The following is a 23904-nucleotide window of genomic DNA, read 5'->3' on the forward strand; positions in this document are numbered from 1 at the left end:
AAGGTGAGGTGGGCCGATGGCGCGTTGGGTGGAGCCAGTCTTCGGGGCGTTGCTGATGGCGTTGGTCCTTGCCGACGTCTTCCTCACGGTTCTCTACGCACGGGCGGGCACCGGCATCGTCAGCAGCCGCTTGGCAAGGGCCGTCTGGCTCTCATTACGCAGGATTGCCGCTGTCTGCGGCGATGGTCATCTGCTTTCATTCTGCGGCCCGCTCATCGTGGTTGCGTTGCTGCTGGCCTGGTCGATTTCTCTCGCACTTGGTGCTGCATTGATCGTGCACCCCCAGCTCGGGACGAGCATCGTCAACAGCAACCAGGAGACCCCGACCGACTTCATGACTGCGCTGTATGTCGCCGGAAGCAGCCTCTCGATTGTCGGTGGCAGCAACTACGGTCCGCAAAGCGCTGGAGCCAAGCTGCTGTTTCTCATCAATTCCGTGATCGGAACTTCAGTCATTTCGCTGACGATCACTTACTTGATGCAGGTCTACGGCGCACTCCGGAGCAGAAATTCGCTCTGTTTGAAAATCCACGCACTCTCCGGCGAGACCGGCGACGCCGCGGATCTTCTCGCCCATCTGTTTGCAAACAACCAGCTGAGCGCGGGTTACACCAATCTGTCCGAGCTTGCCGCGGATTTCACCGACGCCAAGGAAGCTCACCACTTCTATCCCATTCTATTCTACTTCCGCTTCCCTGAACCGATTTACGCCGTCTCCAGATCGTCGCTCATCGCGCTCGACGCTGTTTCGCTGATCCGAAGCGTCTTGTCGCAAGATGCCGAATGGCTGAAACAATCGGGGGCTGTCACCCAACTGTGGTCCTCGGCGCTACTCCTCATGTCCACCCTCAACGATGTATTTCTGCATGAAAGGGCATCGAGGGAGGCTGATGATACGGATTTGCATCTGTGGCGCGCCCGACTTGACAACGCACGAGAGCGACTTGAGCGCGCGGGCATTTGCGTGACTGTCGATCTACGTAGATCGGTCGACTTATATGTAACGTATAGAAATTTGTGGGCTCCCCTCGTCCACATGGTTGGCAGTTCTATGGCTTACGAAGGAACAGACATAGATCCAGCAATACGGAGGACGAAGACAATTGAGTGTCCTAGATCGGGACGTAGTCGATAAGGCGCAATTCAGACCAATTGCTTAAAACAGCCCGGAACAACTCTGAGTTCGATCGAGACAAGCACCGAACGCTTGGCGCCACCTCGTGAGCCTGGCTTCGGCTGCCTCGACGCTCCACTCTCGTCCGTCCAATGGTGTTGCGGCAAATCTCGGCCTCAGCGGTTTATTACGAAACGACGGATGCTTCTTCCGCCTCGATCAAAGCTGCATTGGAAAGTAACGACGCGCCCCGGCGGGTAGGCTGTTCCGTTCACCGCAGGGGTACCGTCTACGCGCTGTCCTTCATACTTGGTGTCGACGTCTGGCAGACGCAGTCGCAAAGCGGACGCCGCATGATTCGGCAGTGCGCCATCAGAACCGACGGACCCGTGGCTTCGGCCACTTCGCCAACGAGCACAATCAGGCCAATAGCGCCAGACGCCAATGTCAGCTTGACCGCCCTGCTCATCGCCAGTCTCCATGCCCGCCACCTAGGCGAACGACACTAATGTTTTCCGCTGACCTGATGCCGCACAATACTGGCAGCCCCTTCAGCTTTTCAACCGTCATATGCTGATCGCGTGTTGCGACAAGTCAGCTCCTGCCCTCGAATGGTGAGCGACGGCGCACCCGAAGGGCTGGAGCGACATGAAACGCAAGCGTTTTAAGTCAGTCTTGCGCTGTCGGCCGTATGACTATGCTGCCAACATCGATTTCGGGCGGCTGCTCGAGTGCAAAGAGAATGCCTCGTGCGACGGCATCAGGAGGGATTGCAATATCTCCTAGGCGCTCCCCGATGACCTCCTTGACTGTCCGGTCTGTAATCGAATCTCCGAAGTTGGTGGCGACCATTCCCGGTGATACCTCTGTGACTCGAAGGTTCGGTCCTGCCTCCTGCCTCAGCGCTTCCGTTGCCGTACGGACTGCATTCTTGGTCGCGGCGTAGACGCCCATTGTCGGTAGTATCTTGAGTCCCGCCGTCGAGACGACGTTGATCATGTGACCGCTTCCCTGCTGCGCAAATATGGGCAGCGCGGCCGCGATCCCATAAAGTGTGCCACGAAGATTGACGTCGATCATGGCGTCCCAATCCTCGACACGCAGTGCGTCGAACCGTGAGATCGGCCCGATTCCAGCGTTGTTGATGATGGCATCAAGTCTGCCGCCGCATTTGATCGCCAATGCGACAAGCGCTTCAAGATCTTGACGATGGCGTACGTCCGTCCTCTGGAACGCGGCCTTGCCTCCTGCAGCGGTGATCTCGTCCGTGATCGCTGCGAGCGCCTTCTCGTTTCGGGCGCCCAACACGACGAAACCGCCATGTTCGGCCAGCAGTTTAGCGGTGGCGCATCCAATGCCGCTGCTCGCCCCCGTGATCGCAACGACTTTACCCTCGATGCTCATTGCCCGTCTCCTTTGCGAGTCCTTCCCAGAAAGATAGCTAAGCGGAACAAGATGCCCTATGCTTCGTAGGCTATGAAGTTGTCGCAATCGTCCAAATTGATGCCCGACCCGCTATCGAATGTTCTCGATGCCCTTGGAGCGAGGGTGACGCGGCGCACCCGCCTGGAGGCGGCAGGGAACTGGGCTCTCGCGTTTCCCGCGATGGATCGGCTCAAGTTCGTTGCGGTGCTACGCGGCACAAGCTGGATGCTGCTGCCGTCGCGCGAGCCACAATACCTGCAAGCGGGCGACGTCTGTCTGCTCGGACGCACACCCTATGTCGTGGCCAGCGATCCGACACAGACACCGATCGATGGAAAGGTCTTTTATGGAGCTTCTGGCTGCGATGTGACGCGCTTCGGCGGCGATGACACAATTGGGATCGGAGGAACAGTCAAGTTTGCCGCTGACAATGCAGGCTTTTTGCTCGACTTGTTGCCAGACTTTCTGCTCGTTTCCCGCACCACACCTGCGTCGAGAGCAATAGCAACGATCCTCAGCCTGATGAACGACGAGCTCCAGAGAGACAGAATTGGCGGAGAAGTCGTCAGTGCACGGCTGGCCGACTTGCTGTTGGTAGAAGCGATCCGCGCTTTTGCGAGCCGGTCCGACCAAGTTGGGGTTGGATGGCTTGGCGCGCTTTCAGATCCCCGGCTCGGTCGGGTTCTTCGTGCGATCCATCAAGATGTCTCACGGCGTTGGACCGTGGAGGAGCTTGCCAATGTCGCGGGTATGTCGCGCGCGGCCTTTTCCGCAACGTTCATGCGCCGCTTAGGGCAAGCACCGCTCGCCTATTTGCGAGCCTGGCGTCTCACCATCGCCCGTGCAGCTTTGGCCAGAGGTGGCGCGACTGTTGCTACTATCGCAAGCAAAGTTGGCTACGAGTCGCAGAGCGCTTTCGCCCACGCCTTCAAACGCGAGTTCGGCATCAGTCCGAAAGCTGGCCTAGCATAGTAAACCGTCTGAGGTAAGCTTCTGAGAGAGGCTGCCTAATTCACGCCGTCTTTCTCGTCAGTCCGGAGACGCTTCGGCGGGTCGCTCAGCCCAGGGTAAGCCCCCGGTGACGGCCGCTTTGCGCCGGAGCTGACGCTTGTTTGGGCCATAGGACTAGTCCTGGAGCTAATCCTATGGCCAAAGCGAAAGTGGCGGTATCACGCCGTGCGGCGACGGCGGAATTGGTCGCGGGCGGACAAGGAGCGTGTCGTCGCTGTGCCGCTGCAGCTGGGGCCGCCGCTAAAGCACGGTCGATAGCGCCCCGCTCGGCAATTCGAGCGGGGCGCTATCGTTTCACTCAGCCGTCTTGCGCGGCCGCGACCAGAGGAGCGTGTAGCCCTCGCCGCCCTCGTCGTCGAACAGGTTGGCGTAGATCGGGGCGTTGAAGGAGGGGTCGTCGAGCTTGAGCGAGAGATAGTCGCGGCCCTCCTCGGAGCGGCGGGCCCAGGCGGCGCCGATCTCGACCCGGCCGGCGTAGACGCGGTGACTGGGCGCGTTCTCGCTGGAGCGGTTGGCTTCGGGGACGATGCGCACGCCCTTGGCCTTGAGGCTCAGGGTGATGATCTCGCCCTGGAAATCGTCGCCGACCTTCTTGAAGGAACCGATGGAAGCCATGTTCTCTCTCCTTGGCTGGTTCGGGCCGCGACCACCGCGGCCTCGATGGCGCATCTCGGGCGAATGGCGAGCGACGGCGCACCCGAAGGGCTGAAGCGACAGCGGAGGACGGCGCCAGCCAACTTTCTTGTCCCGCGAGGAATGGGCTTCAGCCCAGGGGAAGAAAGTTGACCGGCGGCGTTGCGCTCAGGCGATCGAGGCGGAGCCGGCCTTCGGCCAGATCAAGCCAACGAGGCAAGGTGCGTTGCCGGCCCTGATCAGCTCACAGGAGAGACATCGCGAACTGAGGCAGCACAAGAGGACGGCAGCACCAGGCGTACGATCAGAATTCGCCGGGAAGAAAAGCGCATCTGGATCGCGCTCAATGCCTTGCGAAGGCGCCTTGCTTCAGCCGTCCAACCGATCGAGCTGGGTCGAGATCCCCGCAAAAGTGCCCCCAAGCTGCTCGGTGACGCGCTCCTTCAGCTCAAGACGCGCTCATCATGCACGCCTGCCCACGTCGACGCCCACTCGACGACTGGGCGGCTTGGCGCCCGCACAAGGTTCGGGGCCGCAAGGAACGAAGAGGCTGGTCGTGGGCCCGCTCAAAGCAAGACGGGCGGAGTTCATGACCAAGCAACTGGCGCAAGGCGACACAACACACCAGCAGCGCTCCTGACCACCCGATGATCTCGCGCCAGAGCGGGAGTGGTCCGACGAGCAGTGCCAGCCCCAGCGCAGCCTGACGCCCGGCGATCGCAGCGGGAATGAGGAAAGCGGCCGCGATGACGCTACGCACCAGAACTGATCCCGAGACGGCGAACAGAACCCGGCCACAGACCAGGGTGAGCACGCCCGCGATGAACCCGGCGAGACATGCCACCCCGACCCCACTTCCAGCATTCACGAACGTGAAGCCGATGCTGACCGCGACGGAGAATGGCAACGCGTTGACGGCAAGCGCAAACAGCGCCCGGCACATCAGGCCAAGGCTGATCAGTCCAAGAATAAGAGCAAGGGCAAGCACGGTGGTGGCCTCCGCACATGACTTTGACGGATGCGCCTTCCACCACCACCGCGGCACAATCCAAACAGCATAGACCTCGATTTGGACAAAGTTGCGGAGAGTCGCGCCGACTTCGGCAGCGCTCCGTCTGCGTTGCATAAAAGGCGGCTCGGCGGCGCTCACGCGCCGCCATGCCCGAAGATCCAAACGGGAATACCGAGACGACGAGCCTTGTCGGCGAGGTTGCCTTGGATGCCTGAGCCGGGGAAGACCATGACGCCGATCGGCAGCGTCTCCAACATGGCGTCGTTGCGCTTGAAGGGTGCGGCCTTGTTGTGCCTGGTCCAATCAGGCTTGAAGGCAATCTGAGGCACCCTGCGGTTCGCGGCCCATTTGGAGGCGATCAATTCGGCGCCTTTCGGCGAGCCGCCGTGCAGGAGGACCATGTCCGGATGCTTGGCGTGGACTTTGTCGAGCCGGTCCCAGACGAGTGCGACATCGTTGTAGTCAGGTCCGCCGGTGAGTGCGATCTTCGGTCCCTTTGGCAGCATGACTTCGGTCTCGGCGCGACGCTTGGCTACGAGGAAATCACGGGAGTCGATTATGGCCGCTGTCAGCGTGCGATGGTTGACCTGCGATCCCGACCGCGGGCGCCAAGGTGATCGCGTGTGAAGCTCGAAGGCCTCTGTGGCTAGGTCGCGGAACAGCTCCATCGCGTTGCGGCGCTCGACCAGTGACAGCCCTTCCGACGTCAGGCGCTCGAGTTCGACGGAGCGGACTTCCGAGCCGTTCTGCTCACGTTGGCTCGCGCGCTGCGCCTGCTCGTTATCGTCGAGCTCGCGCTCGATGCGCATTGTCGCGCGGTGGAACAGGTTGACGGTCGACCACAAGAGATCCTTCAGCTCGGGCTCGAGGCGAGTGTCCGAAAGCGTCGCCACCAGGGCGTCGAAGATGTCGGCGACGGCGCCCGCGATAATCCTACCCTCGGGCAGCGGCCGGGGATCGGGTTCGTCGTCGAACGGCCTGTAGCCATGCAGCTGGAGTTCGGTCAGGGCATCGTCGGCCGTCGATTGGATGTCGCGCGGCTCACGCATCTCGTCGTGCGGGTCGGACATGGGGACCTCGTCTGTGATCGTCAGAGCCGCGCCCATCGCGGCCTTCCATAGCGATCTCCAAGACGGCGGGCGGCCCGGACCAGAACCCGCTGCACCTCAGCAGCGGGCCGGAGCGACAGCGGAGGATGGCGGGGCGCAGCTATTTTGCTTCGCGATGCAAAGGTCCGCTTGCGGGCCGGCGGAAAATAGCTGCGAGCCGCCATTGCCGGACCGGGCCGGCTGACGTCCGATCGCCTCTGAAGAAGGCCCTCGGCGCGGCCCTCTCGGGCATAGACGAGATTTCCCTTGCACCCGCACGCGTCGCTGATGCCGAACGGCACCCAAGCAAAGGCCGGGCGTCTAGGCCGCACCCACGCCCATGAACCTCGCGGCGTCTTCGGGCAGCAACTGAGGCCGCAGCATCTCCCGAAGCTGGGTTCTCCCGAACGCGCGGAGATCTTCGTTGAAGTCCTCCAGGCGCGGACAAAGTGCGACCGCCTCAATGCCGGAGTCCAGCGCACGTGTCGTCAAAGCCTTCGCCGCACTGACACCTGCGGCATCGGCATCGACAGCGACATAGAGCCGGCGCAGCGTGGCCGGCCACAGCAGCGTGGCGAGATGATTGGCCGAGAGTGCGGCGACAACCGGCAAGGTCGGCAGCACCGTGCGCAACGACAGCATGGTCTCGATGCCCTCTCCGGCCGCCAGCACATCGTCACCGATGCCGAAGCGAACGGCATGTCCGAGCAGATCGCCCATCGCCCGCCGCGGCGAATCGATCGGCGCCTTGCCAAGTCTGCGATCGTCGAAGCCGTCGGGATCGAGCCAGGTTCGATGGACGCCCGTGATGCGGCCCTTGAGATCGGTCACAGCGGCAATCAGCGCCGGCCAGGTCTCCACAACGTCTGTGTCTTCCGGACGATAGAAGCAGCGCGGATGAAAGCGGAGAGCATCGGTGCTGACTGGCGGGTCGATCCCGCGGTTTGCGAGATAGGTCTCTCCGAGCGTCCCAGGCAACGGCTGAGCCATTCCAAACAGGCGACGGGCCGCTTTGATCGCATCGCGCGGGCGGACGACCTTGGTCTCCACAGGGGGCTCGCGCTGCCACCGGGGCAGCTTCAGGAAGCGGCGCGCCTCCTCGGCAATCTCGCGGAAGCTTTGCAGGCCACACGTCGTCCCGATGATGTCGAGCAGATCACCATGCTCGCCGGTCGCGGCATCTACCCATTTGCCGGCTGCTCCCTTCGATGAGGCGTGCAGCCGGACGAACAGCGACCGGCCGGGCGTGTTGTTGACGTCGCCGACCAGCCAATAGCGTCCTTCGCGCCGGCCCTGGGAGAGATAGTGACGACACACCGCCTCGGCCTCACGCGCAAGCCGGTGTGCCAGTTCGGACGCGTCACCTGCCATCACGTCCGCTCCCGCCCGCGGACATCAGCAATCGGAAACCGCTCCAGAACCTTGGCCAGAACCGCAGCGCCGCTTGGATCAGTCGGGATGAACATCCTGAGCTTCCAGGAGATGATCTCGCCGAACAGCCCGTAGGCCCTGAGACAGTCCCTGAGGCCTTCAGCGAAGCCAGATAGCTCAATGCGAACGACGCTCATGACGCGGACGCGCCGGAGCTGCAGGCCTTCGGCGAGGTCGAGCGCGTAATCGTCGCGCAGCAGCGCCGCGAACGCGTCCTCGGGCGCGAGCACGGGAGCCTCCCTCGACATGGCCGAGACCCAGCTGAGCGGGACCTTGCGGCCAATGATGCGCTCGCCCGCGTCGGTCTGAAGCCGGTAGACGCGCGTGAACTCCTGCGGAAGGCGCTTCCAGATCGGCAGCAGCAGGCCCGTGACGAGATAGATCGTGCTCGTCGAGAACTCCGGAATCGACGCGAGCTGCGCCGTCCAGCCCGCCTTGAACTGCTCACGATCCGCTTCCACCCAATCGTGCTCGGCGAGCTTTGCGAGCGGCAAAGTCTGGCGTCCCATCGGCCCGATCAAATGGACGCGCCGCTCAATCTCTCCGTCGTCGAGCAGACCGCTCAGCGCCGGCAGTTGGATTGCTGCGCGCCCGGTTCGGATATTGCGCAGCGGAACGGCGCGGCGTTGCAGGAGCCGTTCCAGGGCCTCGTTGAGCGGCAGCGGCTGGTTGCGGTCACGCTGGGTGATGGTGACGAGATGGGTCTCTGCGCCCGTGGCCGGATGGCTGTAGATCGTCCTCCGGCCGGTGACGACTAAGCTCTCGGCGCGCAGCGTCTCCAAGCCGACGTCCAAGGTTCCGGAGGCGATCGCTCCCTCGATACGCGCCGCAAGCAATTGCTCGAACACCATGAACAAGATGTTCTGCAGCTCGATCGTGAGCGCCAGCAGCCGGTTCAGGAACGTCGTGATCGGCGGCAGCTCGTCGCGCAGGCCGTTCTCGTCCGTCAACTTCAATCCCGTTGCCTGCTCGAAGCGCTCCAGCGAGCAGCTGCCGACTTGGCCGCGGACCAGAAGCCCATAAAGCTGGCGCAAGGCATCGCGGGCGTGCGGACTTTCGAGATTGTCCTCCGGGCGGAACAGCCCCTGCCCGCCGGTCTGGCGCTGGCCGCGGGTGATGGCCCCTAACGTGTCGAGCCGTCGGGCAATCGTGGACAGGAAGCGCTTCTCGGCCTTCACGTTGGTCGCGATCGGCCGAAACAGCGGCGGCTGCGCCTGGTTGGTGCGGTTGGTCCGCCCAAGCCCCTGGATCGCAGCGTCCGCCTTCCAGCCCGGCTCCAGCAGATAGTGGACGCGCTGCCGCGTGTTCTTCGCCGACAGCTCGGCGTGATAGCTACGACCAGTCCCTCCGGCATCGGAGAACACCAAGACGCGTTTCTGGTCATCCATGAAGGCCGCCGCCTCCGCCAGATTCGCGGAGGCCGCCCGGGTCTCGACCACAAGCCGATCACGCATACGAACAATACGCCTGGAACGGCCGGTCACCTCGGCGACCACATCGGTGCCGAAGCGCTGGACGATCTGGTCGAGCGCGCCGGGTACCGGTGCAAGCGAGGCGAGCCGCTCGATCATCTCCGTCCGCCGCGCCACTGCCTCACGACACTCGACGGGCTGGCCGTCACGAGTGACAGGTCGCGAGGACAGGTTGCCCTCGCCGTCAGTGAACGGCTCATAGAGCTGGACCGGGAAGGAATGGGCGAGATAGTCGAGGACGTATTCGCGCGGCGTGATGTCGACCTGCACGTCTCCCCATTCCTCCGTCGGGATTTCCGCGAGCCGGCGCTCCGTCAAGGCCTCCCCGGTGGAGACGATCTGGATGACCGCAGCGTGTCCGGCATCGAGATCCCGCTTGATTGCGTTGATCAGGGTCGGCGTCTTCATCGAGGTCAGGAGATGCCCGAAGAAGCGCTGCTTGGCGGATTCGAAGGCTGAGCGTGCCGCCGACTTGGCCTGTGCATTGAGCGTCCCGGTTGCGCCGGTGATGTTGGCCGCGCGCATCGCGGCTTCGAGATTGTTGTGAATGACCGCAAACGCCTCGGCATAGGCGTCGTAAATCCGGACCTGTTCATCCGTGAGCCGATGCTCGAGCAACTCATATTCGACGCCCTCGAAGGACAGCGAACGCGCTGCATACAGACCGAGCGCCTTGAGATCCCTGGCCATCACCTCCATCGCCGCGACGCCACCCTCCTCGATCGCCGCCACGAAATCCGCGCGCGTCGCAAACGGGAAGTCGGCACCGCCCCACAATCCGAGTCGCTGGGCATAAGCGAGGTTGTGGACGGTGGTCGCACCTGTTGCCGAGACGTAGATGACGCGGGCATTCGGCAGTGCGTGCTGCAAGCGCAAGCCAGCGCGACCCTGCTGTGAAGCCGCCTGCTCGCCCCGATCGCCCTTGTTGCCCGCGGCGTTCTGCATCGCATGGCTCTCGTCGAAGATGATCACGCCATCGAAGTCGCGCCCCACCCAATCGAAGATTTGGCGGACGCGGGAAAGCTTCTCGCCCCTCTCGTCGGTCCGTAGCGTGGCGTAGGTCGTAAAAAGGATGGCTTCATCGAGCCGGATCGGCGTGCCCTGGCGGAAGCGCGACAGCGGCGTCACCAAGAGCCGCTCCATGCCGAGCGCCGCCCAATCCCGCTGGGCGTCCTCGATCAGCTTATCGGACTTGCTGACCCAGATCGCGTGGCGACGGCCCTTCAGCCAATTGTCGAGCAGAATGCCTGCGACCTGGCGACCCTTGCCCGCACCGGTGCCATCGCCGAGGAACCAGCCGCGCCGGAAACGCACCGCTCCCTCGGCGCCATCGCCGGCTGCGCGGACTTGGTCGAAGGTCTCATCGACGCTCCAGGAGCCTGCGAGGAATCCACCATGCGCCTCGCCGGCGTAGATGAGGCTCTCGAGCTGAGCATCGGAGAGAACGCCGTTGCTGACGAGTTGAGGCAGCACATGCGGCCGATACGTGGGCTTGGGCGGCAAGACCGAAGCCATCGCCGCTGATTGCACCAACTTTGTCGGATGAGGTTTCGCTCCAACAATTCGGATCGACTGTAGCCGATACGCCTCATAGAGCGCCTCGGTCAGGCGAGGTCCGTCCTCGGACATATCCTCCACGAGTTCATAGGCGAGCTCGCAGCCGGCCGGCTCGCGGGCCGGCGCCGACGAAGGTTCGCAGGCAGCAAGCGGGACGCGCCCTGCTCTCGCACGGAGACCAACGGGCTCCCCCGCCGGCGCGACGAGCCGACCCACCATCGGCAGCCGGGGCGGCACGAGCGCCGTGATCCAGTCGAGCAAGGTCCGGACATCCGGTGCCATTCCCGCCGACTGCGGAAACACGCAAGGATCCTGCGCCGGCTGCTTGTCGATCACCAGCAAGCGCGTGGCAGTCGTCGTGCCTTGTCGTGCGTAGACCGATCCGTCGATCGCAGCGGAGAACACGAGAAGACCTCGCTCCTGCAGGCGCACGAAGGCGTCCGTCCAGGTCGGATTGTCCGGCGCAAAGCCAGCGGCAGTAATAGCGACGAGGCGCCCGCCCTCTCCAAGCCGAGCAAGCGCTGAAGACACATGGCGCAACGTCGTATCGGCCTGGGGCCGATCCACATTCACCGTTGCCGAGAACGGCGGGTTCATCAGGACCACGCTCGGGACGCGCGCCCTATCGAGATAGTCATCGATCTGCGCAGCGTCGAAGCGCGTCATGGTCAGCCCTGCGAACACCAGATTGAGCAACGCTGCGCGGCTTGCAGCGAGCTCGTTGAGCAGAAGCGAGCCGCCGGCGAGCTCCGCGAAGATAGCGAGGCTCCCGGTCCCTGCGGACGGCTCCAGGACGCGATCGGCCGAGGTCACCTGCGCCGCCGCGGCCGCGGCAAGCGCCAACGGCAGCGGCGTCGAGAACTGTTGGAAGCTCTGGCTCTCCATCGAGCGCCTGGTATGGCTCGGCAGAAGCGCTGCGATCTTGCTGACCATTGGCAGCATGGCCGAGGGGCTGCCATTGCTGGCCTTGATGATCGCTGGGCCGTACTTGGCGAGGAACAGAACGGCGGCGATCTCGCAGGCCTCGTACGCCGTCTTCCAGTCCCAGCTGCCTTCGGCATCACTGGCGCCGAAGACGGTCTGCATGGCGTGGCGCAGGCACCTCGCATCGATGCGCTCGCCGCGGGCAAGATTTTGGAGCAGCAGCTCGGCGGCACGATGGGTGGCTTTGGCGCGAGCAAGGAGAGCGAAGGGAGCCGCAGGGCAGCTCGTCTCGGTGACCATGGTGAAGAGCCTCAAGGGAGAGCGAGGATGCGGATTGGCCGCCGAACGCTCTCTCTTGTCGGGCGACCTCACCCGCGCTGCCCCACCTCTCTCACTCTCCCCCCTCTCTTCAGTTCATTGATGACCTGCATGACAAAGCCCGGCCGACCTGGCCGGGCTTCCATCATCGATATCTCCACACTCGGGCCGCTCCGAACCGGGGGTCACTCCGCAGCGATGATCTCCTCGACTTCGTCAGCGCCCTCTGTCGCTTCCTCATCCTCGCTGAGGAAAGCCGGCAGGCCGTCGCCACCTTCGCCTTCAGCTGCCGGAGCGACATCAGTCTCTGCTCCTCGCAGTGGCTCCGGCAACCAGCCGCTGCCATCGAGCAATCGCTCGGCTTCGCGCGCCATGTCCGGCTTCTTGAGATGCTCGATGAGCTGGACCGAGGCCTCGCCCTTGGCCTCGCGCACGGTCTGCAGGATCCGATGCTTGGTGACGCGGCCGAGATAGTTGTCCACAGTGGGCTTCCAGCCGGCACTGATCATGTCGAGCCCGACGGCGCGCGACAGCCGGTCCGCCTGTTCGAGGCGACCACGGACGCCGTGCGCAGATAGGCGCCCTTGATGCACCCGGCTGGCCGGCTCCGAGATTGCGTTCACGGCCTGCGCCGCGCAATGGGCGAAGAGCTCGGCCTGCGCCGTCCCATCCATTGCCGTCAGTACCGTCCAGAGGTCCTTGTCGCTTGCCGGCAGCTTTGCTTTCCAGGCTGCGTGACGGGCGGCAATCGCCTTTGCCGGGATGCTGTCCTGCAGAGCCGGCGGCTGCTCCGGAAAGCTCTGGCTGCGCAGCGAGATCTCCAGGCAATTGAGCGCGGAGCCGAACGGATAGAACGTCGCCAGCACGAAGCTGTGCAGCACCGCCTGGAAGGCGACCTGCGGCTGCCGACCCAGCGCATCGCGCAAAGCGAGCGTGCGATAGGCCGAAAGCTCGCTGATCAGCCGTTCCGGCAAGGGCCGTTCGACGTCCTCCCCCTCTTGATCGGGCACCTCGCTCTGGCCGCCGCCGAGCACGATCGTCGGTGCCGTTGCCCTGACCTCCGCGTCCGGAATGCCGGTACATCCATCAGCGTCCGCCCCAGCTTCGGCACCCAGCTGGTCACTCGTCGCGGCGACCTCATCCTCCGGGCGGACGAAGCCACGGGCGACCCGAAGCCGGCCCTCGGAGTCGACGCTGACGAACGCGCCGGCGCGCGCCATCTCCGCCGCATCGAAGATCATGGACCGTTCCTCGAATGATTGCAGCGCCTCCTCGATCTCCCCAAGGCGTCGATCGACGTCCTCGGGCAGCTCATCGGCCTGACTATGGTCCGCCTCGAGCTTGGCCTGTTCGGCCCTCAGCGCTTCGATCGTTTCCTGCTCGTCCGCGGTGAGCTCGGCCGGCTCTCCCTGAAGCTCGCGCAAGCCATTGGAATGCCCGAATGGGAAGTCGACGGCGGCAGCGATCCACTTCCAGCCCTCGGCACCGATCCGCTCGGCCTCGGTCTGCAGCTTCTCCGCCACGAGGCGATCAAGCAGCGCGACATCCTCCAGCCAGCCGCCGTCGTCGGCCTCGAACAGATCCCGCAGCACCGCCCCGCCCGCATCCTCATAGGCGGCGAGCCCGACGAATTGGACCCTGCGATCGAAAGCCCGAACCGTCCGCTCCGTGAGCTGACGGCGGATCTGGTAAGGCGCATCACAGCCGGAGCGGCTGACCTTGTCCCAGACCTCCACCTGGCGCTCATGATCGGCCGTGACGGTGAAGGCCATCAACTGCTCGAGCGTCATGCCGTCGGCGGCGTAGACATCGAGCAGCACAGGCGAGACAGCGGCCAGCCGCAAGCGCTGCTTGACGACCGCCACCGTCACGAAATGTCGCGCGGCAATCTCCTCCTCGCTCATGCCGCTGTCATGCAACGCCTGGAACGCGCGGAATTGGTCGAGGGGATGCAGACCGATGCGCTGGTCGTTTTCAGCGAAGGAGTCATCCAGGGCCAAACCAGAATCGCGCACCACGCAAGGCACCGCCTGTGTTTTCGCCATCCGCTTCTGCTTCACCAGGAGCTCGAGTGCCCGGTAGCGCCTGCCGCCCGCCGGCACCTCGAACATCCCGGTCTCCTGGCCCTCGTCATCGAGCACGGCGCGGACGTTCAAGCTCTGCAGCAGCGTCCGTTCGGCAATGCTCTCCGCCAGCTGCTCGATCGAGACGCCATCCTTGGTCCGGCGGACGTTGGACTGGCTCAGGACAAGCTTGTTGAAGGGAATGTCGCGCGACGGCGACAGCGTGATCTTCTGGGGAGTCTTGGTCATCGCTCGGTTCTCCACGGCGGGCGGTCCAAGAGCCTCTCTCTCAGGCCTTCAACCCGTCGCAAGGCACCTCTCGCCCTCTTGCTCTCCTCCGCTCGGCCCCGAAGCGCCGCGCTCACGCAGCGGCGCAATCCGCTCCGCTCGTCTCGACCTGCCCATCCGCATCAGGTGCAAAGCCGAGGAGATAGCCGGCTACACGGCTTGCCTGGCTCGCTGCACGAACGATCGCGCGATTGTCTTCGCGCAAGACATCGAGCCAGGCGCCGATATAGTCGGCATGGCGCACGGTCGGCACGATCCCGAGCGCGGCGCAGCTAAAGGCGGACGCGATCTCCGCGATCAGCTCCTCGAATGCGTATTTGCTGCTTCCCAAACGGCCTGAGAGATCGCGGCTCAGCCGCGATGCGTGGCCACTTGCATGGGCGAGCTCGTGCAGAGCCGTGCGATGCCAGTTGATTGGCTCGAAGAAGGCGGCAGGCGGTGGCACCTGCACGAAATCTTCCACCGGAGCATAGAAGGCCCGCGGCCCCCCAATCCGGAAGTCGACGCCGCTGTTCGCGATCAGCGTCTCCACCACAGGCTCTACCACCCCAGGCGGCGGCGGTGGCGCAACGGTTGCGACATCCCCTGGCAAACTGTCGCATTGATCGGTGTTGAAGACGGTAAACCGCTTGAGAAACGGAATCGCCTGCGCCTCGTCGCCCACCTCATGGGCGCGCCGCCGCTCATCGGATGGGACAAAGCGGTCTGCATAGACGACGGTGACACCGCGCTCGCCTTTGCGCACATGGCCGCCGACGGACAGCGCCTGCCGGAACGTCAGCCAGCTCTGGCCAGTGAATCCCTGCTCGATCACTGCGCCCCAGAGGATCAAGACGTTGATCCCAGAGTATGGCCGCCCTGTCGTCGCATTGCTTGGAAGATTAAGCTGGGCCTTCGCCGCCTGCGTGCCCCACGGCTGCACCCAGGGCACACGGCCAGCTTCCAGCTCGGCGATGATCTTGCTCGTGATCTCCTCATAGAGGCTCGCCTGGCTCCCGCCAGCGCGCCCACCAACTCTCCGTGCCTGCATCGCGGATCTCCGCGACGGGCGCGGCGAAACTCTCTCGCCGCTTCCAACCCGTCACAGCCAATCCGGCCTGCACTGTTGCTCTAGCTTACCGCGCACAGCATTACCTCAGGCGGCCAACTGGGCGAGAACATCTGCTCGCTCCAGAGTGGGTCTCAGCGCCTCGTCCGATACGTGCGTGTAGATCTCGGCCGTCGCGATACTCGAATGATCGAGTAGATGCTGAAGGAATCGTATGTCGACGCTACGCTCGATCAAGAGCGTTGCCGCCCTGTGCTTAAGCACATGCGCTCGTTCCAGCGACCTAGCGGCAGATTGGTGCAAAGCAGATGACGTGGTCCCCAGATTCTAATCGGCCGCGATGTCGGAACCCGGCGCCCTCATTCGTCTTGAATCCGGACCGCTTCAACCGGAGTTCCGCGTGCATGGCCCCCCGCGCCAACTGGAAAGGCTTCCTGCGCCTGTCGCTCGTCACCTGCCCGGTGGCCCTCTACCCCGCCACGTCTGAGTCGGAGAAGATCAGCTTCAACCAGCTGAACCGGACGACGGGCCACCGGATCAAGTACGTCAAGGTCGACGCTGACACCGGGGAAGAGGTCCCCAGCGAGGACATCGTCAAGGGCTATGAGCTCGAGAAGGGCCAGTACATCGAGGTCTCGAAGGAGGAGCTCGAGGAGATCGCCCTGGAGTCCACGCGCACGATCGAGATCGACGAATTCGTCGACAAGACCGACATCGACCCGCGCTATCTGATCCGCCCCTACTATCTGCGCCCGGACGGCAAGGTTGGCCATGACGCCTTCGCGGTGATCCGTGAGACGATCCGGGAGATGAACAAGGTCGCGATTGGCCGGATCGTGCTCACGAACCGCGAGCACATCATCGCGCTCGAGCCGATGGACAAGGGCCTGGTCGGCACCCTGCTGCGGTACCCTTATGAGGTGCGGTCGGAGCAGGAACATTTCGACGAAATCCAGGACGTGAAGATCACGAAGGACATGCTGGATCTCGCCCGTCACATCGTGAACCAGAAGGCCGGCACGTTCTCGCCGGAGAAGTTCGAGGACCACTATGAGACGGCACTGATCGACCTGATCAATCAGAAGCGTGCGGGCAAGACGATCCGCCCGAAGGATCGGCCGAAGGGCGAGAACGTGGTCGATCTGATGGAGGCGCTGCGACGCTCGGTCGGGCAGCCAGCGCAGCCATCGGAGGCGGCCAAGCCCGCGAAGAAGCCGAAGAAGACTACCGCCGGCCAGAAGGAGATGCTGGTGCCGATCGCCGGCAAGAAGGCTGCCGCCAAGGAGGCGCCAGCGAAAAAGCCAGCCGCCGGCCATCAGCGGAAATCCGCTTGAAGCATCCCGTGACTCCGGACGGGCGCTACTTCGTGGTCCGCGGGCGCCTTTGGCGCATGGCCGATCCCAGGCTTGGGGAGACCGAGCGCTCCTTGCTGACACGGCAGCTGATGTCTGCCAGGCGCGCCGTTCGAGCGGCCAAGGCGGCGGGGGACCCGGAGGCCGAAGTCGCGGCGCACCGCGCCGTGGACCAGGCCAAGAGAGCGCTGGGGGAGCGGGGGCCGGTCTGGTGGACGGACGGCTCGCCCGATCTGAACCGCCACATGGCAAAGAACACCCCCTACGCTGCATGGTACGCTGAACCCTCTCAGTCGTGCAGGTGACTTCCCGTGCCCCGTAAGCTGAAGACCTATCAGACCTCGCTCGGATTTTACGATCTCGCGATCGCCGCGCCCTCCATGAAGGCGGCGCTAGAGGCATGGGGCGCGGGCAGTAATCTATTCCACCAGGGGGCCGCCAAGGAGACCGAAGATCCGGACGTGGTCGCGGCCACCATGGCAAAGCCGGGCGTGGTCCTAAAGCGCCCGGCCGGATCGAGCGGCCGCTTCGCGGAACAGGCTGGCCTGCCCATCGTGGACAACGAGTCCGCCGGACCGAAGAAAGGGCGCCGTCGCGAACCGAAGCGGAGTGACGCTCCAGCGCTCAGCGTGGAAGATGCGCGCAATGCCGCTTCGGAGTTCAATCGTCAGCAGAAGAAACGCGAGGCGGAGCGCCGCAGAGAGGAGGCCGCGCGGGAGAAAGATCGCACCAGACGCGAGAAGCTGATCGCAAAAGCGCAGGCGGCCCTGGAGGCAGCGCAGCAGCAACACGAAGAACGTGCGGGGGCTCTCGATGCTGAGCGGCGTGATCTCGAGAAACGTATCGAAGCCGAGGACACGCGGTGGGCGGCCGAGAGTGAGAAGCTGCAGGAAGCGCTGCGCCGAGCACGGGACTAGACTAGTCGCCGGTAGATGCAAGTCGGCTAATGGCCACGAACCAGACGTGGCGCAGACTACTCGGACTGGACCGCTTTTGACCCCGAGCGGACACCGATCTCATCGATGCGGATTTGTTCAAGTTGAATAGCCGATCTGAGCGATATCCTCACCGAGTGAAGCTGGAGCGATTGTTGGATTGATAGCAGCAACGATTTCATCCGTCAGCACACGATGCTCGTACACCGCGATCACGGCTTGTGAAGGCACGTCTCTTTCGTAGTATTCAGACGCCCATCGCCGGTACGTTTCAGGCGAACGATCAAGTATTGATAGCAGACGCGCCGAGCCATCGCTGTCTCCGGATGATGCTAGCTCAGTTGCTGCACTGGACCAAGCAGGCGACTCAAGAAGGCGCCACATGCAAAATGTGACAAACTCCGGCGAAAACGCAGGCTCACTGCAACAAGATGCGAACTGGCTAGGCAGATCGCGATAGAACTGCTGACCTGGTAATCTTAGGGACGCTACGACCGACCCGTGATCAAAGCCTTTGATGAATGCACCATGAGAATTGAACAATACGAAAAATTCGTCGCCTTGGCCATTCCGCATTGAGCCCATCATTTCTCCCGCGGCCCAATTGGCGTTGAAAGAGTAGTAACGGTACTCCCAGTCAGGGCAGATGATTGCATCAAGCATCGCGACTGATTGAAGCAGCCGCTTCAATGAGACGATGTCAGGCAGATGATGCATGTCTCTTGTAGATGGTCCTGGCATGTCTTGCCTCTAGCAAAGGGGCCGACTTGAGCTATAGCGAATTGAGAAAGCCACAGGTGCGGCCGAGTTGGCAATGTCTCCTTGTGGCCCGTACCGGCCCAATCCGGCATGCGTGCAAATGTCGGCTGTCAGGGGGCAAACCGGAAGTGCTCGGACAAAGGCAACACCGGCGCCTTTGACCCAAAGCAGACCTTTGATTCCGACCTGAGTTCAGCCAAGATAGGGATCTAACAATTCAGACAACCTTCACGGATGAGGATTACGCCGTTGAACCTTGAACTGGACGGCAAGACAGCGCTCATTACAGCGGCCAGTGGCGGAATTGGCCGCGGCATCGCGGTTGCACTTGCAGAGGCTGGCGTTCGTGTCGCGATTAGTGGAAGGAATCATGATGCGTTGAAGCTCGTGGCCGATTGGTTGGTATCTAGCGCTGGCGGCCGCCCAGTCATCGTGGTGGGAGACGTATGTGCGCAAGGCGGTCCAGCTCGCATTGCTGGTGAGGCGCTTGCATCATTTGGGGGCTGCATCGATATTCTAGTCAACAACGCAGGGGGCGCCAGGCCCGTTTCAGGCGTAGCTGATGATGCCTTTTGGGACGAAGCAATGACGCTCAACTTCCTTGCGGCACGTCGGCTGACGGACCTCATCTGGCCAAAAATGAAAAGCCGCAACTGGGGTCGGATCATCAATATCTCGGGTGCGGTTGTCGCGCCGAAGCTCAACGGCGCGGCGCCGGCCAAGGCAGCGCTTGTCAGTTGGTCGAGAACATTATCATCGGAACTCGGTCCGTATGGTATCACCGTCAATACCGTCGCGCCCGGGCGCATCAATTCAAACCAAATTCAGAGATTGCATCCAACAGACCAATCGAAGGCGGACTTTATTCGGCAAAACATCCCTGCGGGCTACTTTGGAGAGCCTTTTGACATAGGTCATCTGGTGGCATTCCTCGCGTCTCCCCTGGCTCGGTATATCAACGGCGCCGCCATCCCAGTCGATGGTGGCGCGGTGCGTCGCGTATAGGCGACGAAACAGACCTGCCGTTGCCGATAACAAGTCTGGCTTTCAGGAAAGGACAGCCTGACTTGCCTTTGGGTTACTTCCGCTTGTGGCCCCAATGCTGATCTTGCACGCCGCATGCCGGCCGTCAGCTTGCGCCCCCAAACCGAAACCTGAGCGGGGCCGTTGATGGTGTCAGCCTTCAGACGACGGTGGACAAAGCCGTTTCCGAAGCGCACCTCGTGTCATGGCAGATCGATTGCCATAACGGTGCGCATCTTTCCTAGGTATTCGACCTCCTCGACTGGCTTCCATCCTTGCGCAGCGTAGTACGCAGGCAGTGGTCCCGACGTAAAGAGATGGACACGCTGAAAGCCCAGTGCGAAAGCACGGTTCATCATCGCCTGAATCAGTGCGCTTCCGACCCCACGCCCTCGGGACGAGTCGGTCACAAAGAGCTGAGCCATCCACGGCGAAAGCGCAGGCCGTATCGTCATCTCGCTGGCCAATAAGTTGGCCGAGCCCACGTACATTGGGCCGCGCCGGGCGACCAAAACCATTGGCAATCGGGCTGATCGGGCCGCGTTTTTCAAAAATTCTTCGTAGCCCAATGCTGTATCGTGACCGGTCAGCGCCCTCCAGTACGCGAACTGAAGCGTGGCGATTGTAGCTGACAAGACTGACGCGTCGGTCAAGCGTTCAATCTCAATAGGCGGCTCGTCCATGATGAAGTGCCCTCAACCAACGTCAGGAGCATCAGTTTAGAAATTGATGAACCTATTTCCATTCACACTTTCTTACCTTCTTCGACACTTACCGATGCTGCTGCTCGGCTGCGAGTTCTGCGCAAGAAACCACCACTGCCGCGGTGAAACATCCCACTGGCCTGAAGCGGATATCGCAGCGACTGTTTCAACTGCTTTTGGCCCGTCTCGGACCTTCCGGCCGGCACCGGGAATGTCCGCTTTCAGGTTTCAACCGGAAGCAAGTCGTCGGACCGTCGAAAGACCGCTTTTGACCCAGAGCGGACATGTCGCCTTGCGGATACGGATGTCGTCATACGCCGTGCCTTTGTTGTGCTACAAGATGGCAATTCCAACCTACTCGTCGCGGTGCAAGTGATTCGCCTGACCGAAATCAAGTTACCGCTGGATCATCCGGCTGAAGCAATCAAGAAGGCGGCCGCCGCTCGGTTGCGCATACCGGTGGAGCATCTGCTCTCGTGCGCGATATTCCGGCGCGCCCATGACGCACGTAAAAAGTCCGATATCGCGCTGGTCTATTCGCTCGATGTCGAGGTGAGGGACGAAGCGGCCGTGCTGAAGCGCTTCGCAAAGGACAAGGATGTTGTTCTCGCTCCAGATATGACTTACCGGTTTGTCGCTCGCGCGCCCGAAAGCGTGCGCGTGCGGCCGCTCGTGATCGGAGCCGGGCCTTGTGGACTCTTCGCGGCGCTTGTGCTTGCCCAGATGGGCTTTCGGCCGCTCATTCTGGAGCGCGGCAAAGTGGTGCGGGAGCGCACCAGGGACACTTGGGCGCTATGGCGCCGCTCTGTGCTTGATCCAGAATCGAACGTGCAATACGGCGAGGGTGGCGCGGGAACGTTTTCCGATGGCAAGCTCTACAGCCAGGTCAAGGATCCGCGCCACCTCGGCCGCAAGGTGCTGACCGAGTTTGTCAAGGCGGACGCGCCATCTGAAATTCTCACCGAAGCTCACCCCCATATCGGGACTTTCCGCCTCGTGAAGATGGTGGAGAACATGCGGGCCACGATCGAAGGGCTTGGTGGGGAATACCGTTTCAAGAGCCGCGTTGCGGATTTCGATATCGAGACGTCCAGCAACGGTGAGCGGCGCATCCGTGGCGTAATATTGTCCGACGGTGAGCGCATCGCAGCAAGCCATGTAGTGCTCGCGATCGGCCACTCGTCGCGCGATACTTTCCAGGTTCTGGCGGATCGCGGGGTCCACGTGGAGGCGAAGCCGTTCTCAATCGGCTTCCGGATCGAGCATCCGCAGTCTGTTATTGATGCGGCGCGGTTCGGCGCTCGCGCGGGGCATCCTGTTCTGGGCGCCGCGGATTACAAGCTTGTCCATCATGCCTCCAATGATCGCGCCGTTTACAGTTTCTGTATGTGTCCGGGCGGCACAGTGGTCGCAGCAACGTCCGAGCCTGGACGTGTGGTCACCAATGGCATGAGCCAGTATTCACGCGCCGAGCGCAACGCCAACGCGGGTATCGTGGTCGGGATTACCCCGCGCGATTTTCCGGGCGGGGCGCTGGCGGGGGTCGATTTCCAACGGCGCTGGGAGTCGGCGGCGTTTGTTGCGGGGGGCAGCACTTACGCGGCGCCGGGGCAGCGTGTCGGCGATTTCCTTGCCGGCGTACCGTCAACGTCGCTCGGCAGCGTTATCCCGTCCTACAAGCCAGGCGTTACACCGGCTGACCTTTCTGCGTGCTTGCCCGACTATGCGATCGCGGCGATCCGCGAGGCGCTCGTTGTGTTCGGCCGCAGGATCCGCGGTTTCGATATGGGGGATGCGGTTCTTACCGGCGTGGAGACACGCACGTCTTCCCCCATTCGCATCACGCGCGACGACACGTTCCAGAGCCTCAACACCAGAGGGCTGTTTCCCGCCGGCGAGGGCGCCGGCTATGCCGGCGGAATTCTCTCCGCCGGCATCGACGGCATCAAGATCGCGGAAGCGGTGGCGAAGAGCATAGTCGCCGACTGACGTCCAGGAGAGCCGGTCCGACGACTGCCTATCGGTATCTGCTATTGACCCGTTGCGGACATTGCTGATTTGAACGAAGCTGTTAACTCGGCTCGAAAGAGGTTCCGCCATCCTAACGGAGCCTGAGGTGAGATTTCGCTACTGGGAGGCTTCCCCTGATACGCTTTGCAGCGGTGGCATCGGCGGCGATTCTCTTGACGAGCGCCACGGCTTTCGCTTGGCCTCCCTACTCGTTTTCGGACCACCCGTCGCAAGATGGCCGGTGTGTCGGCGACAATGGTGGCGGCGATCTTGATCGCTCCGAGAAGGCTTGTCTGGAACAGGTTGGCGAATTGGCCCAGCGCGTCGGTCCTGGTTTGCAGTTGAAGTTCAGGAACGGAAAGACAAGAATCTATCTGAACGAGGAAACCAAGTGTGAGAGCAACGACGCTGACGGCTGCGTCAAATATCAGCTGACGGGGTATTTTCCCGAGCACGACCTTATTTTGATCGAGGTTGATTACTGGGAGGGCGCGAGTTGGCTCCTCGTGCGAGCCAACACGGGTGAGGATGCAGAAATCGTTGCGCCTCCACACTATTCGCCGGACAGGCGCTGGCTGGCATCCGTCGCCTCGGGTGAGGGTCCCTCCGGACCCCCTAACGGAATGGACGTAGTCCCGACCATACCCAATTCATCCATCAAGGAGTGGCACTACCGCACTCCGGATGATGGGCAATGGCTCTATGAATTTGCTGGCTGGGAGGGAAACACTCGTGTCAAACTTCTTGCATCATCACTGAGAGCGCCTCAACGAAGCATCCCGACCTCTATTGAGCGCCGGAATGGCGAATGGCATCTGAGAGAGCCACGATGAGAAACGCGGGCGACTTCCGCTTGTGGCCCGTCTCGGACCTGCCGGCCCGCACCGGGAATGTCCGCTCTCGGGGTTCAACCGGAACTAAGTGGCCGGAGCACCGAAAAGCTGCCTGACCCACTGATGACACTCCCTCCGTTGAAGGCATAAACGTGGAACGTCCTTTGGCTGAACAAATGGTCCGCGAGATACTCGCCATGGGAGCGAGCCTCAATCGCCTGAACGATCTAATCGAAACCCATGTCGCGGAGGAAGACGTGAGAATACAGCTCAAGACAGCTCTCGGAGAGGCGATGGGCAGCGGAGCAATATTGCTGCTGGCCATGGTAGGCCGACACCCTGATCTTGATCCAGACAGATAGCGTCGGCTGATACGCGGCGACCACCCAGGTCCGCTTTCGGCTTGTCTCGGCCTTTCGACCTGCGCGAACGATGTCAGCTTCAACGGCTAATTCGGGCGTGGCATTTCGCTGGAGCTGAGCACCCGTCTTCGAGGCGAAGCTGGCGCCTGAAGATGGAGTTGGCATGTGACGGGTCGCGTCATTTGGTCGGGGCGACAATTAGGTCGGCTTAGAAGCGGAGCGGACGCCGAGAAAACTTGTAACACGGGTAGATCCAAGGCGCTATTCGGGCACGCACTCTGGGCAGGTGTCCCCTAGCGAATCCAGGACCTCGCGGACCTCCGCGAGGGCTTTGTCAGGCGAGATGCCGTCCGGAGGGTCCAGACGGGCAATATCGACTGCGCGCTGGCGCGCGCGGGTCCGCCCGGTCCCTAGCCCAACCGTGCTCCTCACATTCGTGGATGGCTCCAGCCTCTTGCAGGACGTGGATGGCCCAGCCCCTCAGACTTCGGATTGCAGGTCTTCGTTCGGTCGTTGTCAGCATCGAAATCACTCCACCAGGA

General features: G+C 62.6%; 19 protein-coding genes and 1 pseudogene. 8 read left to right on the top strand and 12 right to left on the bottom strand.

All coding sequences use genetic code 11. From position 1 onward, the window contains the following. Positions 1 to 16: 16 nt before the first annotated feature. Positions 17 to 1135 (top strand): hypothetical protein, encoded by a 1119-nt coding sequence (locus tag BRAD285_RS29455; protein WP_006611605.1) that lies wholly within the window; start codon positions 17 to 19, stop codon positions 1133 to 1135. Between the two features lie 648 nt (positions 1136 to 1783). On the opposite strand, the gene BRAD285_RS29460 is transcribed toward BRAD285_RS29455, so the two are convergent. Next, positions 1784 to 2518, bottom strand: a complete 735-nt coding sequence (locus BRAD285_RS29460; RefSeq protein WP_006611604.1) for an SDR family oxidoreductase — start codon at positions 2516 to 2518, stop codon at positions 1784 to 1786. A gap of 144 nt (positions 2519 to 2662) precedes the next feature. Between BRAD285_RS29460 and BRAD285_RS29465 the strand changes: the two genes are divergently transcribed. Beyond that, positions 2663 to 3511 carry an AraC family transcriptional regulator gene (locus tag BRAD285_RS29465; RefSeq protein ID WP_244422177.1) on the top strand — a complete coding sequence of 283 codons (849 nt, stop codon included), beginning with the start codon at positions 2663 to 2665 and terminating at the stop codon, positions 3509 to 3511. Between the two features lie 333 nt (positions 3512 to 3844). On the opposite strand, the gene BRAD285_RS29470 is transcribed toward BRAD285_RS29465, so the two are convergent. The 8 genes from BRAD285_RS29470 to BRAD285_RS29505 form a co-directional block, all read right to left on the bottom strand. Further along, positions 3845 to 4165 (bottom strand): DUF736 domain-containing protein, encoded by a 321-nt coding sequence (locus BRAD285_RS29470; protein WP_006611602.1) that lies wholly within the window; start codon positions 4163 to 4165, stop codon positions 3845 to 3847. Between the two features lie 466 nt (positions 4166 to 4631). Next, positions 4632 to 5333, bottom strand: a complete 702-nt coding sequence (locus tag BRAD285_RS36425; RefSeq protein WP_244422175.1) for a hypothetical protein — start codon at positions 5331 to 5333, stop codon at positions 4632 to 4634. Further along, positions 5330 to 6265, bottom strand: coding sequence for a DUF2493 domain-containing protein (locus BRAD285_RS29480; protein WP_035646081.1), 936 nt, complete (start codon positions 6263 to 6265; stop codon positions 5330 to 5332). Before BRAD285_RS29480 ends, BRAD285_RS36425 begins: the two co-directional genes overlap by 4 nt. Before the next feature lie 339 nt (positions 6266 to 6604). Next, positions 6605 to 7654: a toprim domain-containing protein gene (locus tag BRAD285_RS29485; protein ID WP_006611599.1), complete on the bottom strand. Its 1050-nt coding sequence runs from the start codon at positions 7652 to 7654 to the stop codon at positions 6605 to 6607. Continuing rightward, positions 7654 to 11967, bottom strand: a complete 4314-nt coding sequence (locus BRAD285_RS29490; protein ID WP_006611598.1) for a strawberry notch family protein — start codon at positions 11965 to 11967, stop codon at positions 7654 to 7656. Before BRAD285_RS29490 ends, BRAD285_RS29485 begins: the two co-directional genes overlap by 1 nt. A gap of 203 nt (positions 11968 to 12170) precedes the next feature. Next, positions 12171 to 14297 carry a ParB/RepB/Spo0J family partition protein gene (locus tag BRAD285_RS29495; protein WP_006611597.1) on the bottom strand — a complete coding sequence of 709 codons (2127 nt, stop codon included), beginning with the start codon at positions 14295 to 14297 and terminating at the stop codon, positions 12171 to 12173. Between the two features lie 112 nt (positions 14298 to 14409). Beyond that, positions 14410 to 15366: an ArdC family protein gene (locus BRAD285_RS29500; protein WP_006611596.1), complete on the bottom strand. Its 957-nt coding sequence runs from the start codon at positions 15364 to 15366 to the stop codon at positions 14410 to 14412. 105 nt (positions 15367 to 15471) lie between these two features. Beyond that, the gene (locus BRAD285_RS29505) at positions 15472 to 15648 is read right to left on the bottom strand and encodes a tyrosine-type recombinase/integrase (protein ID WP_244422173.1); all 177 of its coding nucleotides are present in this window, start codon (positions 15646 to 15648) and stop codon (positions 15472 to 15474) included. A gap of 140 nt (positions 15649 to 15788) precedes the next feature. On the opposite strand from BRAD285_RS29505, the gene BRAD285_RS29510 reads away from it, so the two are divergent. The 3 genes from BRAD285_RS29510 to BRAD285_RS29520 are packed head-to-tail and all read left to right on the top strand — an operon-like array spanning position 15789 to position 17653. Further along, entirely contained in the window at positions 15789 to 16718 is a 930-nt protein-coding gene (locus tag BRAD285_RS29510) for a Ku protein (RefSeq protein WP_006611595.1), read from the top strand. Beyond that, a complete protein-coding gene (locus BRAD285_RS36430; RefSeq protein ID WP_006611594.1) occupies positions 16715 to 17041 on the top strand; it encodes a hypothetical protein in 327 nt (108 codons plus the stop codon). Before BRAD285_RS29510 ends, BRAD285_RS36430 begins: the two co-directional genes overlap by 4 nt. A gap of 6 nt (positions 17042 to 17047) precedes the next feature. After that, the gene (locus tag BRAD285_RS29520) at positions 17048 to 17653 is read left to right on the top strand and encodes a hypothetical protein (RefSeq protein ID WP_006611593.1); all 606 of its coding nucleotides are present in this window, start codon (positions 17048 to 17050) and stop codon (positions 17651 to 17653) included. Between the two features lie 117 nt (positions 17654 to 17770). Here the strand turns inward: BRAD285_RS29520 and BRAD285_RS35550 are convergent, their stop codons facing one another. Then, positions 17771 to 18388, bottom strand: coding sequence for a hypothetical protein (locus BRAD285_RS35550; protein WP_172889842.1), 618 nt, complete (start codon positions 18386 to 18388; stop codon positions 17771 to 17773). A 291-nt stretch (positions 18389 to 18679) separates the two neighbouring features. Here BRAD285_RS35550 and BRAD285_RS29525 point away from each other — a divergent pair, with 291 nt between their 5' ends. Then, a complete protein-coding gene (locus tag BRAD285_RS29525; protein ID WP_035648842.1) occupies positions 18680 to 19435 on the top strand; it encodes an SDR family oxidoreductase in 756 nt (251 codons plus the stop codon). A 221-nt stretch (positions 19436 to 19656) separates the two neighbouring features. Here BRAD285_RS29525 and BRAD285_RS29530 read toward each other — a convergent pair whose 3' ends face one another. Continuing rightward, positions 19657 to 20136 carry a GNAT family N-acetyltransferase gene (locus BRAD285_RS29530; RefSeq protein WP_006615355.1) on the bottom strand — a complete coding sequence of 160 codons (480 nt, stop codon included), beginning with the start codon at positions 20134 to 20136 and terminating at the stop codon, positions 19657 to 19659. A gap of 393 nt (positions 20137 to 20529) precedes the next feature. Here BRAD285_RS29530 and BRAD285_RS29535 point away from each other — a divergent pair, with 393 nt between their 5' ends. Together BRAD285_RS29535 and BRAD285_RS29540 are read left to right on the top strand one after the other, a co-directional pair. Then, on the top strand, positions 20530 to 22146 hold the full coding sequence (locus BRAD285_RS29535) for an NAD(P)/FAD-dependent oxidoreductase (protein ID WP_006615354.1): 1617 nt from the start codon (positions 20530 to 20532) through the stop codon (positions 22144 to 22146). A gap of 194 nt (positions 22147 to 22340) precedes the next feature. After that, a complete protein-coding gene (locus BRAD285_RS29540; protein WP_244422396.1) occupies positions 22341 to 23000 on the top strand; it encodes a hypothetical protein in 660 nt (219 codons plus the stop codon). A gap of 623 nt (positions 23001 to 23623) precedes the next feature. On the opposite strand, the pseudogene BRAD285_RS36435 reads toward BRAD285_RS29540, so the two are convergent. Beyond that, positions 23624 to 23885: pseudogene (locus tag BRAD285_RS36435) on the bottom strand (hypothetical protein). Positions 23886 to 23904 lie beyond the last annotated feature (19 nt).

Origin of the sequence: Bradyrhizobium sp. ORS 285, assembly GCF_900176205.1 — a bacterium.
Lineage (GTDB): Bacteria > Pseudomonadota > Alphaproteobacteria > Rhizobiales > Xanthobacteraceae > Bradyrhizobium.